This window comes from Streptomyces solitudinis (genome assembly GCF_036323765.1).
In the GTDB taxonomy this organism is placed as follows: Bacteria; Actinomycetota; Actinomycetes; order Streptomycetales; family Streptomycetaceae; genus Streptomyces.
Map to the genome: position 1 here is coordinate 284,543 of NZ_JAZDCW010000005.1, position 13,543 is coordinate 298,085.

At 75.8% G+C, this 13,543-nt stretch carries 10 protein-coding genes; 5 read left to right on the top strand and 5 right to left on the bottom strand.

What is annotated here, in order from left to right; genetic code table 11:
* Positions 1-37: 37 nt before the first annotated feature.
* From V1J52_RS15370 to V1J52_RS15385, 4 genes are all read left to right on the top strand, one after another.
* Positions 38-1,537 (top strand): CehA/McbA family metallohydrolase, encoded by a 1,500-nt coding sequence (locus V1J52_RS15370; RefSeq protein WP_503676890.1) that lies wholly within the window; start codon positions 38-40, stop codon positions 1,535-1,537.
* 145 nt (positions 1,538-1,682) lie between these two features.
* Entirely contained in the window at positions 1,683-4,715 is a 3,033-nt protein-coding gene (gene afsR / locus V1J52_RS15375) for an SARP-family global regulator AfsR (RefSeq protein WP_503676889.1), read from the top strand.
* Positions 4,716-5,091: 376 nt separating this feature from the next.
* Positions 5,092-5,265, top strand: a complete 174-nt coding sequence (locus V1J52_RS15380; RefSeq protein WP_330140356.1) for a hypothetical protein — start codon at positions 5,092-5,094, stop codon at positions 5,263-5,265.
* A gap of 173 nt (positions 5,266-5,438) precedes the next feature.
* On the top strand, positions 5,439-5,702 hold the full coding sequence (locus V1J52_RS15385; protein ID WP_330140357.1) for a hypothetical protein: 264 nt from the start codon (positions 5,439-5,441) through the stop codon (positions 5,700-5,702).
* Positions 5,703-5,789: 87 nt separating this feature from the next.
* Here the strand turns inward: V1J52_RS15385 and V1J52_RS15390 are convergent, their stop codons facing one another.
* From V1J52_RS15390 to V1J52_RS15400, 3 genes are all read right to left on the bottom strand, one after another.
* Positions 5,790-6,215 carry a pyridoxamine 5'-phosphate oxidase family protein gene (locus V1J52_RS15390; protein WP_330140358.1) on the bottom strand — a complete coding sequence of 142 codons (426 nt, stop codon included), beginning with the start codon at positions 6,213-6,215 and terminating at the stop codon, positions 5,790-5,792.
* Between the two features lie 78 nt (positions 6,216-6,293).
* Positions 6,294-8,837, bottom strand: a complete 2,544-nt coding sequence (gene afsK / locus V1J52_RS15395; protein WP_330140359.1) for an outer membrane protein assembly factor BamB family protein — start codon at positions 8,835-8,837, stop codon at positions 6,294-6,296.
* Between the two features lie 310 nt (positions 8,838-9,147).
* A complete protein-coding gene (locus tag V1J52_RS15400) occupies positions 9,148-10,065 on the bottom strand; it encodes a VOC family protein (protein WP_330140360.1) in 918 nt (305 codons plus the stop codon).
* A gap of 237 nt (positions 10,066-10,302) precedes the next feature.
* Between V1J52_RS15400 and V1J52_RS15405 the strand changes: the two genes are divergently transcribed.
* Complete coding sequence (locus V1J52_RS15405) at positions 10,303-10,950, top strand: TetR/AcrR family transcriptional regulator (RefSeq protein ID WP_330140361.1); 648 nt, start codon at positions 10,303-10,305, stop codon at positions 10,948-10,950.
* Between the two features lie 62 nt (positions 10,951-11,012).
* On the opposite strand, the gene V1J52_RS15410 is transcribed toward V1J52_RS15405, so the two are convergent.
* Together V1J52_RS15410 and V1J52_RS15415 are read right to left on the bottom strand one after the other, a co-directional pair.
* Positions 11,013-12,221 carry a S8 family peptidase gene (locus V1J52_RS15410; RefSeq protein WP_330140362.1) on the bottom strand — a complete coding sequence of 403 codons (1,209 nt, stop codon included), beginning with the start codon at positions 12,219-12,221 and terminating at the stop codon, positions 11,013-11,015.
* Between the two features lie 105 nt (positions 12,222-12,326).
* Complete coding sequence (locus tag V1J52_RS15415; RefSeq protein ID WP_330140363.1) at positions 12,327-13,460, bottom strand: helix-turn-helix transcriptional regulator; 1,134 nt, start codon at positions 13,458-13,460, stop codon at positions 12,327-12,329.
* Positions 13,461-13,543: the final 83 nt, after the last annotated feature.

Below are 13,543 nucleotides of genomic sequence, written 5' to 3' on the forward strand. Positions count from 1 at the left end.
CCGGGTTTTCCGGTCTCGGGCTGGGGGTGCTGTCGTGCTGGACAGGCGTACGGTGCTGGGTGCTTCGGCGGGTGCGGGCGTGCTGACGCTTGCGCCCGTGCGGTTCGCGGGCGCGGCCGGGCCGGGCGACGGGCCCGGCCCGGGGCCGACGGGCCGCGAGGAGACGCGCACGGTGCGCGGGGAGTTGCCCACCGGGGCGGCCGACTACGTCTACCTGCCCGTCGAAGTCCCGCGCGGGGTACGGGAGATCGCCGTCACCTACGGCTACGACAAGCCGGCGGCCGGGCCCGGCGTCCCCGGCAACGCCCTGGACATCGGCATCTTCGACGAGCGCGGCACCCGGCTTCCCGGGCGCGGCTTCCGGGGCTGGTCGGGCGGGTTCCGCACCGCGTTCTCGATCAGCGCCGAGCGTGCCACGCCCGGCTACCTGCCGGGTCCGGTGGGCGCGGGCACCTGGCACGTGGTGCTCGGCCCCTACACCGTCGCGCCGCAGGGCCTGGCCTACGAGGTGAGCGTCACCCTCCGGTACGGCCCGGCGGGGCGCACGCCGCGGCCCGCCTATCCGCCGGAGCGGGCCGCCGGGCGCGGGCGGGCCTGGTACCGGGGCGACGCGCACCTGCACACCGTCCACTCCGACGGGCAGCGCACGCCCGCCGAGGTCGCGGCGGCCGCCCGTGCGGCCGGGCTGGACTTCATCGTGAGCACCGAGCACAACACCACCTCGGCGCACGCCGCGTGGGACGGGCTGTGGGGTGATGACCTGCTCATCCTGTGCGGCGAGGAGGTCACCACCCGCAACGGGCACTACCTGGCGCTGGGCACCGATCCGGGCACCTTCGTCGACTGGCGCTACCGGGCCAGGGACGACGCCTTCCCGGCGTTCGCGCGCCGGGTGCGCCGGGCGGGCGGCCTCGTCGTCCCGGCGCACCCGCACTGCCCGTTCGTGGGCTGCCAGTGGAAGTTCGGCTACGCGGAGGCCGACGCCGTCGAGCTGTGGAACGGCCCGTGGACGGCGGACGACGAGCTGGCGCTCGCCGCCTGGGACAACCGGCTCACCGCACCGGACGGGGACCGCTGGCTGCCCGCCGTCGGCAGCAGCGACGCCCACCGGGAGCCGCAGGCCGTCGGGCTGCCGCAGACGGTGGTGCTCGCCGACGACCTGAGCCGTCCGGCGCTCCTGGCGGCCCTGCGCGCCGGGCGCAGCTACCTCGCGGAGTCCGCCGCCGTCTCCCTCTCGCTCACCGCGGCGGACGGGCACGGGCGGCACGCGGGCATCGGGGAGCGGCTGCGCACGGGCGCGCGGACACCGGTCACCGTGCGGCTGGAGGTCACCGGGGCCCCCGCGGACGCCACCGCCCGGCTGCTGACGGACCAGGGTGAGCTGCGCTCGGGCCCGGCCGGAGTGCTGGAGTGGCGCACGACGGCCTCGCTGGCCACCTTCGTCCGCGCGGAGGTGCGCCGCCCCGGCCCGGGCGGCGGCCTGCCGGGCCCGATGGTCGCCCTGACGAACCCGGTGTGGCTGACGTCCGGCGGGTGACACCCCTCGACTGACGGTCTTCCGGGGCGTCCGGGCGGCGCCACGCCGCATCCGACCGAAGTGATTCGGCCACGTGCACGTGCACGTGAGCGCTTCACCGCTGGGCCATTTCTCGTACGACACCTCAGTTGGCGGGTGCCCGACAATGATTTCCGGACGACCCGTCAAGCGGTGGCGACCGGCCACGGCGGCTGATACGGAGCTGCCGCTTCCGCGCCGGAGCAGGCACACTGTGGTGACGCGGCACCGAAGGACGGGAACACGAGGGGGCAGCATGGTCGCCGACCCGGAGACGGGGCTGCGCTTCGCGGTACTGGGGCCCGTGCGGGCCTGGCGCGACGGAGCAGCGCTCAACACCGGCTCACCGCAGCAACGAGCCCTGCTCGCCGCTTTGTTGCTGCGCGGCGGGCACACCGCCACCGCCGCCGAGCTGGTGGACGCCATCTGGGGGGACGAACCACCGCAGCAGGCGCTCGCCGCCCTGCGCACCTACGCCTCCCGGCTCCGCAAGGCACTGGGTGCACAGGCCCTCGTCAGCGAGTCCGGCGGCTACGCCATCCGCACCGGCCCCGCCGCCCGGCTCGACGTGGACAGCGCCTCCCGGCTGGCCGGAGAGGCCGAGAAGTCCGCACACTCCGGCGACCGGCACCGGGCCCGCATCGTCTACGACGAGGCCCTGGCCCTGTGGGACGGCGAGTCGCTGGCCCACGTGCCCGGCCCCTACGCCCTCACCCAGCGCACCCGGCTGGAGGAGTGGCGCCTGTCGCTGCTCGAACACCGCCTGGACCTCGACCTGGAGACGGGCTGCCACGCCGAGGCCGTCTCCGAGCTGACGGCGCTCACCGCCGCGCACCCGTTGCGCGAACGCCTGCGGGAACTGCTGATGCTCGCCCTGTACCGCAGCGGGCGCCAGGCTGAGGCGCTGGCCGTCTACGCCGACACCCGGCGGCTGCTCGCGGACGAACTCGGCGTGGACCCGCGCCCCGAACTGTCCGAACTCCAGCAGCGCATCCTGCGCGCCGACGACTCCCTGACCGCACCGGCCGACGAACCGGCCGCGCCCACCCTCGTCCGCCCCCACCAGCTCCCGGCGACCGTCCCCGACTTCACCGGCCGGTCCGCGTTCGTGACGGACCTGGGCGACCAGCTCGCCACCGCCGAGGGCCGGGTCATGGCCGTCTCCGCCGTCGCGGGGATCGGCGGCGTCGGGAAGACGACGCTGGCCATCCACGTCGCCCACCAGGCACGCGACCACTTCCCCGACGGCCAGCTCTACGTGGACCTCCAGGGCACCAGCGCCACCCCGGCCGAACCCGAGGCCGTCCTCGGGGCGTTCCTGCGGGCGCTGGGCACCCCCGACAACGGCATCCCCGAGGGCGTCCACGAACGGGCCGCGCTCTACCGGTCGCTGCTCTCCGGCCGCCGCGTCCTGGCCCTGCTGGACAACGCCCGCGACGCGGCGCAGGTGCGCCCGCTGCTGCCCGGCACCGAGGGCAGCGCGGCCCTCATCACCTCGCGCGCCCGCATGATGGACCTGGCCGACGCCCACCTCCTCGACCTCGACGTCATGAGCCCCGAGGAGGCGATGACCCTCTTCAGCCGCATCGTGGGCACCGAGCGCGTCTCCGCCGAGCGCGAGGCGGCCATGGACGTCGTCGCCGCCTGCGGCTTCCTCCCGCTGGCCATCCGCATCGCCGCCGCCCGGCTCGCCGCGCGCCGCACCTGGACGGTGACCACGCTCGCCCGCAAGCTCGCCGACGAGCGGCGCCGGCTGGACGAACTCCAGGCCGGGGACCTCGCCGTCAAGGCCACCTTCGAGCTGGGCTACGGCCAGCTCGACACCGAACAGTCCCGCGCCTTCCGCCTGCTGGGCCTGGCCGACGGCCCCGACGTCTCCGTCCAGGCCGCCGCCGCCATGCTCGACCGGGACCAGGACGTCGCCGAGGAACTGCTGGAGTCCCTGGTGGACACCAGCCTCCTGGAGTCCGCGGCACCCGGCCGCTACCGCTACCACGACCTCGTCCGGCTCTACGCGCGTGCGTGCGCGCGGCGCGAGGACACCGCCGACGAGAGCGCACAGGCGCTCTCCCGCCTCCTCGACTTCTACCTCGCCACGGCGCGGACCGTGCACACCCTGGAGCGCCCCGGCGAACGCCTGGTGGAACACCTGGAGCCGACGGCCTGTCCGGGACTCGACTTCCCCGACCAGGGCACCGCGATCGCCTGGCTGTTCACCGAGGCCCCCGGCATCCTGGCCTGCGCCCGCCAGCTCGCCTGCGGCCCGACCCTGCGCCGCGCGGCGGACCTGCTCCTGGTGACGCGCGGTCTCGCCGAGTCCGGGTCCAACGTCCACCAGTACGAGCACGCCGCCCTGACGCTGCGGGCACGCGCCGAGGAGGAGGGCGACCCGCGCGCCGAGGGCCGCTGCCGGATCGTCCTGGGCGTCCTGCACACCCAGGCCGGACGGTTCCGGGAAGCCGACGCCGACCTGCGCCACGCCACCGTGCTGGGCCGGACCGCCGACGACCGGGTGACGACGTCGTACGGGCTGAACATGTCCGGCGTCATCGCCAACTACCTCTCCGACCACGCGCGGGCGGACGCCTTCCTGAAGGAAGCGCTGGACGCCTTCCGGGAGTACGACAACCAGCCCTCGGTCGCCAGCGTCCTGTGCAACCTGGCCCGCGCCGAACTCGGCGCCGGACACGTGGAGCACGCCGTCGACCTGGCGAGCGAGGCCGTCGTCATCTACCGGCGGTTCGGCCGGGGCATGCGCCTGGCCAACGGGCTCTACACCCTCGGCCTGACGCTGAGCGACGCCGGGCGGGCGGATGAGGCGCGGGCCATGTTCGCCGAGGCGCTCACCCTCTTCCGCGAGTACCGCCAGCGGCTGTGGGAGGGCATGACGCACTTCCGGCTGGCCGCGCTGAGCCTGTCCACGGCCGAACCCGCCGCCGCGGCCCGGCAGGCGGAGCAGTCCCTCGCCGTCCTGCGCGGCATCGGCGGCTCCTGGCGCCGGGCCAACATCCTGGTGCTGCTGGGCCGTTCGCTGGAGAGCATCGGCCAGCACGGACGCGCCCGCGCCTGCTGGGAAGAGGCCCTGGCCACCTACGAGGAGCTCGGCAGTGTGGAGGCGGACGACGTCCGCACCCTGCTGGCCTCCGTCAGCGCCGGCTGAACCGGCCCCCGCCGCCACCGCCCCGGCCGCCCGGACCGAACGCCGTTCGGGCACCCCGGGCATGCGCCGCAGTGCGGCGGGAACACGGCGGGAACGAGCGGGGACGCACCGGGAACACGGTGCGGGCACGCTGGACAGACGCCGTGCGTACTCCCCCGGCCGCCGTCCGCCCGCACGCCCGCAGTGGGCGCGTTCATCGATTGTTTATCGGCTCCCGGCATGCTCATTCCTGTCGATCCGTCCCGTCGGGGGGCGGGCGGATCGCACGGGGGGACACCGCAACAGCTGAGGTGAGCGCGTCCCGCGCGCCCGTCCGGCGGCCGACGGGGGAGCCGCTGGACGCCTCAGCCTTGCACCACCAACGGGAGGAACAGGCATGGCCACCAACGAGCAGAAGAAGCCCAGGATTCCGCGGCAGGCCCCGCCGAGGGACCACCACCAGACGGGGGAGCCGGTCGACATCGACGCCGACGGCGCCGACCAGACCCGCGAGGCGGGCGAGAAGGTGGCCCCGATGGATCACCATCAGACGAGTGAGCCTGTGAGCTGAACCACAACCTCGGGGGAACGGGGTCCGCGTCGGCGGCGTGGAGGGGGAGTCGCCGCCGCGGGCCCCGCGGGGGAACGGGCCGGAGGTCCGCGTGTTCCGGCTGGGGGGCCGGAACACGCGGGCCTCCGGCCGCACGTACCGGAGAACCGTCCCTACTAAGCAGAGGAACCACCATGAAACGGGCCAAGAAGGCACTGGTGTCCCTCGCCGTCGCGGCGGGCGCGCTCAGCGCCGCCGCACCCGCGCTGGCCACCGAGGGACACCAGACGGTGACCCCGCAGGACATCGTGCAGACGTCCGACATCGTGCAGACCTCGGACATCGTCCAGACGTCCGACATCGTCCAGACCTCGGACATCGTCCAGACGTCCGACATCGTCCAGACCTCGGACATCGTCCAGACGTCCGACATCGTGCAGACCAGCGCGGCGGTCTAGGCGCAGGACGCAGGACACCGCCGGTGCGCCGCACCCGGCCGGCGCCCCGTCACGCTGACACGTGGCGGGGCTTTCACGCGGGCCGGGTCAGAACGAGCCCATGTCCGAACTGAGCCAGTGCTCCGGGGTCATGCGGATCGTGACGTCCTCGGTGGAGTAGATCGCCCGCACGGCGTCGGCGTCCTGCGGGTCGTACCCGGTGAGGTAGCGGGCGCAGAGGGCGTCGATCTCCTCCGGCGTCGTGGACGCGCTGCGGCTCACCGGCCCCTCCACGCTGACGTAGCGGTACGACGGCTGGGTGCGCTCGACCATCAGGCTGAACCGCCCCGCGGCGCGGATGAGTTCGGCCTTGCGCGATCCCGGCTGCGTGATGATCCAGACGTCGCCGCCCGGTTCGTAGGCGTACCAGATCGGGATGAGCAGCGGCGCGCGGCCGGCCTGCCCGTCCACGGCGAGCGCGGCGATGTGGGGTTCGGCGAGGAAGCTCTGACGTTCCGCGAGCGACAGGGGCACGGCGACTCCTTGGGTGAGGGCGGACCGTTGACCACCCAACCGTAGGCGGGGCTGCCGGCATTCCCCCATCGACGCGCGTCAGCTCCCGGGCAGCCGGGTGCCCAGTTCGGCGTCGAGCGCGTAGACGCAGCGGTCCTTGCTGCACGCGTACACCACACCGCCCGTGACGAGCAGCGTGCCCGTGATCTCCCCGCCGGTCTCCAGCTTCCAGCGGAGCTGCCCGCCGACGGCGTCGAGGGTGTAGAGGGAGTGGTCGGCCGAACCGAAGTGGACGCGGCCCTGGGCGGCCACGGGCGCGCCCACCAGCTCGCCGTGGGTCTCGAACCGCCAGCGCCCGGTGCCCGGTACGGCGTCGATCGTGTACAGGGCGCTCCCGCTGGCGACGTGCACCAGGCCGTCGGCCACCACGACCGGTTCGGTGGACGCGCGGGCCTGGGTGGGGATGCGCCAGCGGTCGTGGCCGTTCGCGGCGTCGATGGCGTACACCACGCCCCGGTAGTCGGCGACGTACACCCCGCCGCCCGCGACGGCGGCGCCGGGCGCGAAGGCGGGCGGGCACAGGAACGGATCGGGTCCGTGGAAGCGCCAGCGCTCGGCGCCGGTCGCCGCGTCGAGGGCCAGCAGCCGGGCGCCCGCGCAGACGTAGAGGCCGCCGTCCTCGGCGGGCAGCAGCCGGATGGGCACCCCGCCGGTGGCGGAGGCGTCACCCACCGGGTACGTCCACCGCTCGTCACCGCTGCGGGCGTCCAGGGCGTAGACCAGCCCCTCGGCCCACAGGTACACCGTCCCCTCGTACAGGACGGGCCCGGTGTCGGCCGTCTCGAAGTCGGTCTGGGCGCCGGTGAGCTCCCACAGCCGCTCGCCGCCCGCGCCGTCCCACGCCTGCACGGCGCCACCGCGCGTGCCCGTCACGACGACGCCGTCACCGGCGCACAGGGAGTACACCCACGCCTCCACGGACGTCTTCCAGCGCTCGGTGCCGTCGGCGGCGTCCAGGGCGAACAGGCTCGGCCCGTCGGAGGCGTGCACCCGGCCGTCGGCGACGGCCATGGACCAGGCCACGTCACGCGTCTTGAAACGGCGCCGCCCGGTGGTGACGTCCAGGGCGTGCACCTCGAAGGAGGTGACGTAGACCAGGTCCCCGAAGACGGCGGGCGTGCCCCACACGTCGTTCGACATCCGGAACCGCCACGGCCGCCACCGTCCGGGCCCGTCCGGCGGCGGGGTGGAGGCCACCGGGGGACGCCGCGCGGGGGCTGGCGGCACCGCGCCCGGCCCGGACGTCCCGGCGGGCGCGGGCGCGCCCGGCCCCGGGGCGGGGGCGTGCGGTGCCGCGGCGACGCCGGCGGGCGGGCGCACCCAGTGGGTGCCCGGCACCGGGGCGGGCCGGTGGGGGTCCCGGCGCCGCGGCCCGGGACCGATCGGGGCGGGCGTGCCGGGCAGCCGCACGGACGCCCCGTCCGCCTGCGGCGGGGGTGCTCCGGGCGGCGCCGGAGCCGCACCCGGCACCGGCGGCGCGGCGTGCGCGCCCACGGCGGCGGGCGGCGCCGGTGGCGGCGCCGGGAACGCACCGCCGCCCGGGTACACGTCACCGCCCGGGAACGCACCGCCACCCGGGGCGGCACCGCCGCCGTAACCGGCGTGGCCCCCGTGCACCGCGGGCCCGGCGGGCGGCCGGGAGAGGGGTGGCCCGGAGGCGGGCGCCGGGCGGTGCGGAGGCCGGGACCGGCCGCCCCGCTTGCGTTCGATCAGTTCGACCGCGCCGCCCGGCAGCCAGGCCGAGGCCGTGCCGCTGTCGTCGCCGCCGGAGGAGAACAGGTGTGGCGCCAGCTCGGCCTGGAGCTGCGCGGGGGTGGGGCGCCGCTCGGCCTCCATGTGCATGCAGGACTCGATCAGCGGCAGCAGCTCGCCGGGCAGCCCCTCCACGTCCGGTCCCTCGCGCAGCAGCATGAAGACCGTCTCGACGGGGTTCGCCCCGTGGTAGGGCGCGTGCCCGGTCCCGGCGTAGACGAGCGTCGAGCCCAGCGAGAAGACGTCGCTGGCCCCGGTGACGCTGCGCGAGTCCTTCGCCTGCTCGGGCGACATGTAGGCGGGCGTGCCGACGGCGACGTTCGTCATGGTCAGCCGGGTGTTGGAGACGCCGGACGCGATGCCGAAGTCGATGACGCGCGGGCCGTCCTCGACCACCAGCACGTTCGACGGCTTGAGGTCGCGGTGCACGAGCCCGGCGCTGTGGATGGACTGGAGCGCCTCGGCGATCCCGGCCGCCAGCCAGCGCACGGCCTGCACCGGCAGCGGCCCGCACTCGGTGATGATCTCCTCCAGGGAGGGCGCGGGCACGTAGGCGGTGGCGAGCCAGGGGATCGCGGCGCGCGGGTCGGCGTCCACGACGGCGGCGGTGTAGAAACCGCTCACCGCACGGGCCGCCTCCACCTCGCGGGTGAAGCGGACGCGGAAGAGCTGGTCCTCCGCCAGCTCCGTGCGCACGGTCTTGATCGCCACCCGGCGTCCCGAGGCGGAGCGGGCCAGGTAGACCAGGCCCATGCCGCCGGCGCCCAGCCGCCCGAGCACCTCGAACGGGCCGATCCGCCGCGGATCGTGCTGCGTCAACTGGTCCACCACGTGCCTGCCACCTCCCCGTAGGGGCTCATCGTCTCGCCGCCCCGTGCAACGTCACACCACCGCCCCGGACCGGCGGCCCCGGGCAAGGATTCTTCCTGGCTGCCGGCGATGAGGCGAACCGGGGGGCGCCTCGCCGGTTCCGCCCCCGGTACCGCCATCCAACGCGAGACGGATAAGCGTTCGGCAAACGCGGGCGGCACCGTCCGGGCGTTCACGCCCGGTACCGGCGCCGCGCCTCCCGCACCAGCCCCCGCCGGGCCCCTCGCACCAGCCCCCGCCGCGCCTCCCGCACCGCCCGGGGCCCGGCGGCTCATCCGGCCTCCGCCGGGTCGAGGACGGCGAACGCGGCGCCCTGGTTGTCGGCGCACTGGGCCCACCGCCCGTACCGGCCCGTCTCCGGCCCGTAGGTGACCCGGCCGCCGATGCGCCGCACCGTCTCCGCCGCCGCGTCGCAGTCGTCCACGGCGAAGTAGACCAGCAGGTGGGCGGGCAGCTCGACCGGGACGTTGCCCGCCATCAGGGACCGGGCGACGACGGCGTGCTCCTCGTCGGCGGGCAGGCCGCGCGGCGCCCAGACGACCGTGTCCGGCGGTTCGGGGCGCTGCTCCGGTCCGTCCCCGGCTGCGTCCCGCCCTTCCGCGCCTTCGCCGCCCGCGCCCTCCCCCGCCGCCCGCTTCCCGCCGGGGGGCTCCGGCGCGGGCTCGGCCGCCGCCGAGCCGACGAGCGGCCGGTAGCCGAAGACCTCCGGGTAGAAGGCGTCGGTCCGGGCGGGCGTCCGGGTGACGATGTCCGTCCACACGTAGGCGCCGTGCTCGGCCCGCGCCTCGAAGCCGAGGTGCTCGCCGGGCTGCCAGAGGCCGAAGACGGCGCCGGCCGGATCGGCGGCGACGGCCATGACACCGGCCGGGCCGTCGCCCACCGGGCGCGGTTCGTCGATCACCTGTCCGCCGACCGCCCGCACCCGTTCGGCCGTGCCCGCCGCGTCGGGGGTGGCCAGGTACACCGTCCACACCGTCGGCATGCGGCCGTCCGCCTTCTGCATCAGCCCGGCCGCCCGCCGGCCGTCCAGCCGGGCCGGGGTGTAGGAGCCCCGCAGCCGGGGGACGGGCTCGTCGAACGTCCAGCCGAACAGCTCGCCGTAGAAGCGCTTGGCCGCCGCCAGGTCCGCGACCATGACGTCGGCCCAGCAGGGCGTGCCCTCGGTCGGCCGCCGCGTCGGTTCTGCCATGGGCCAGGCCCCTTCCTCCTCGCGGGCTGTCCGGCTCGGCCGCGCGTCCGGCTCCGCGTGATGCGCGGAGTTTGCGTCACTCCTGGGTATTCTCCCCCGTCCGCCCCGGTTCGCACCCGCTCCGCCCGGCCGTCCGGGGGGCCGCCACGGAAACGGGACATACCGGGCGGGACAGGGGCCGTTACCCGTTTGCCCGCGGCCGGATGCGCCCCGGAAGGCCGTCGGTAAGCTGACGATATGACAGGACAAGTTCGAACTGTTGACGGCCGGGTGGCCGGACGGCGCGGACAGGCGACCCGTCTCAAGCTGCTCGAATGCCTCGGCGACATGCTCGGTTCGGCGCCCTACCGCGACGTGCGCGTCATCGACGTCGCCCGCAAGGCGGGCACCTCGCCCGCGACCTTCTACCAGTACTTCCCCGACGTCGAGGGGGCCGTCCTCGAACTGGCCGACGCCATGGCGAAGGAGGGCGGCGGACTCACCGACCTCGTCGCCGGACGCTCCTGGGCGGGCAAGGCGGGCTGGCAGACCGCCGAGGAGCTGGCGGACGGCTTCCTGTCCTTCTGGCGCAAGCACGACGCGATCCTGCGCGTCGTGGACCTCGCCGCCGCCGAGGGGGACAAGAGATTCGCCAAGATCCGCATGCGGCTGCTGACCCCCGTGACCGGCTCGCTCACCACGTCGATCGAGGAACTCCAGGCCAAGGGCCGGGTGGACCGGGGCGCCAGCGCCGCCGCGCTGGCCGGTTCCCTGGTGACCATGCTGTCGGCCGTCGCCGGACGCCAGAAGGGCTTCTCCGCCTGGGGCGCCAAGCAGGCCGACATCAAACCCAGCCTCGCGCTCCTCGTCCACCTGGGCGTCACCGGCCGCAAGCCCACCAGGTGAGCCGGGGCCGGGAACGCCGGGCGCACCGCCCGGCGTTCCGGTCCGTCATCCCGCCGGACGGCTCACGGGACGCGGCTGTACAGCAGCCGGTTCGGCGCCCCGGACACGTCCGCGACCGCGCCCTGGGTGGCCGCCGAGACCAGCGCCTGTGAGACGGTCGCGGGGCTCGCCGCCGGATGCGCGGCCAGGTACAGGGCCGCCGCGCCCGCCACGTGCGGGGCCGCCATCGACGTGCCGCTCTTCGTGGCCGCGGCGGTGTCCGAGGTGTGGCCCGCCGAGACGACGGAGCTGCCCGGCGCGAACAGGTCCACGCACGAGCCGTGGTTCGACCAGCTCGCGCGCGCGTCGGAGGTGGTCGTGGCGGCCACGGTGAGCACCGCGGGCTCCCTGGCGGGCGACTGCCCGCAGGCCGCCTCCCCGCTGTTGCCCGCGGAGACGGCGACGGTGATGCCCGCCGCCACCATCTTGCGCACGGCCGCGTCCTTGGCGGCGCTCGCGCTGCCGCCGATGCTGACGTTGGCCACCGCGGGCCTGACCGCGTTCCTGGCCACCCAGTCGTACCCCGCCAGCACGTTCGCCGTCGTGCCCTGGTTGTTGCAGTTCAGCACCTTCACGGCGACCAGCTTCACGCCCTTGGCCACCCCGTGGGAGGCGCCGCCGAGGCTGCCCGCGACGTGCGTGCCGTGGCCGTGGCAGTCGGACGCGGTGGTGTTGCCGTCCACGAAGTTGTAGCCGTACCGCGCCCGGCCGCCGAAGTCCTGGTGCCCGATGCGGATGCCGCTGTCCACGACGTACGCGGTGACGCCCGGCGCCGTCGTGCCGTAGCCGTACCCGCCGTCGAGCGGCAGGGCGCGCTGGTCGATGCGGTCGAGGTTCCACCCGGCGCCGTCCTGCGTGGCGTCGCCCCGCTCCACCCGGTTCGGCTCCACGAAGGCGACGGCGGGGTCGGCGGCCAGCCTGCGGGCCTGCGTCTCGGTGGCGCTGACGGCGAAACCCTGGAGGGCGCTGGTGTACGTGCGGTCCACCTCGGCGCCGTACGCGCGGGCCAGGCCCCGGGCCCGCTCCCGCACCCCGGCCGGGCGCTCCCGCGTCCGCTCCTTCAGCACGACGATGTACTCGTCGTGCACGACCGGGCCCTCCCCGGCCCCGCGCACCGTCCCGAGCGGCGGCGGCTCCGCAGCCCCCGCGCTGCCCGCCGTCCCCGGCAGTGCCGCCAGCACCGCCAGGACGGCGGCCCCGGCCCCCGTGCCCCATGCAACCCGTATTCGCACCGTGCGCCCTTCCTCAGCCTGGACCTGACCGACTGTTTCTAGCCGACTCCGTACCGCTTGGGGTGACATGCCGGTGCCGGGGCACCAAGGTGCCATCGGGCGCGGTCAGAGCCAGCCGCGCCGCTGGGCGTGGAGCGCGAGCTGGAAACGCGAGGTGGCGCCCGTGTGCGTCATCAGCCGTTCCATGCGCCGGAAGAAGGTGCGGCGGCTGACCCCGAGTTCTCGGATGATCTGACTGTCCGGCACCCCGGCGACGAGCATGGCCAGAATCCGCCGCTCGGCCGGACCGGGACGGTAAGCACCGCCGGAGGCGGGCGGCGCGGCGGCGGAACGCGCCGGTCCCGGCGGCTGGAGGGGCAGCGCCCGCTCCCAGAGCAGCCCGAACAGGGCGCGCAGCGCCGTGAGCAGCGCCCCGGGGCGGACGACGAGGACGACGTGGACGCCGCCACGGGCGTCGGCGCACGCGGGCGGAGGCTGCCCGACGAAGGCGACGCGGTCGTCCACGATGGTCAGCCCCACCGGCAGTTCAGCGAGCACCCGGGCCTCCTCCCCCGCGTCGACGCGGGGCTGGACGCGGTCGGTCAGGTACCCCGGACGGGCCAGGGCCGCGCGGGTGTAGACGACCCGGTGCCGCACGCCGCGCCGGAGCAGGGCCGTCACGGCGGCTGTGCCACCGGCGCCACCCGCGCCGCCACCGTCCGCGCCTCCGCCGCCCGCACCGGACGGGGGGTACGGCGGCGGGTCGAAGCACAGCACCTCCTGCCGGGCCCCGGCGAGCGCCTCCCCGATCCGCCGCTCGGCCTCGGCCCCGGTCGCCTCCTCGGCCGCGACCGCGCAGGGCACCGCCGGGGTGCGGCGGCGGTAGCGCTCGTACGCGCCGGTGACCGCCGCCCGCGCCTCCGCCAGGCGCAGCGCGCGCCGCCCGGCGAGCAGTTCCAGGGCGCCGTCCGGCGGCACGGGGACGAGCGGCCCGCAGCCGTCCGGCGGTCCGGCGGCCAGCCCGGCGTCGACCAGCGCCGCGGCGGCCCCGGAGTCCGCGGCGTCCACAAAACCGTCCGGGGAGCCATCCGTAGAACCGCTCGCCGGGCCGTCCGCGCCGTCCCCTCCGCCGCCGCTGCCCCCGCCGTCCCCCTCGCCGCCGTCCCGCCCGTCCTCCGCGAGCAGCCGCAGGTAGAGGTCCGCCGCCGCGGGGGCCAGACCGAGGGCGGCCAGGTGCGCGGCCAGCCCTGCGTCGTCCATGCGTGGCACTGTAATCCGGGGTGGCGGGCGCGGACCGGTCCGCCCCGGGGGCGGCCCGCCGGGGCGGCGCCCCGCGCGCCGCT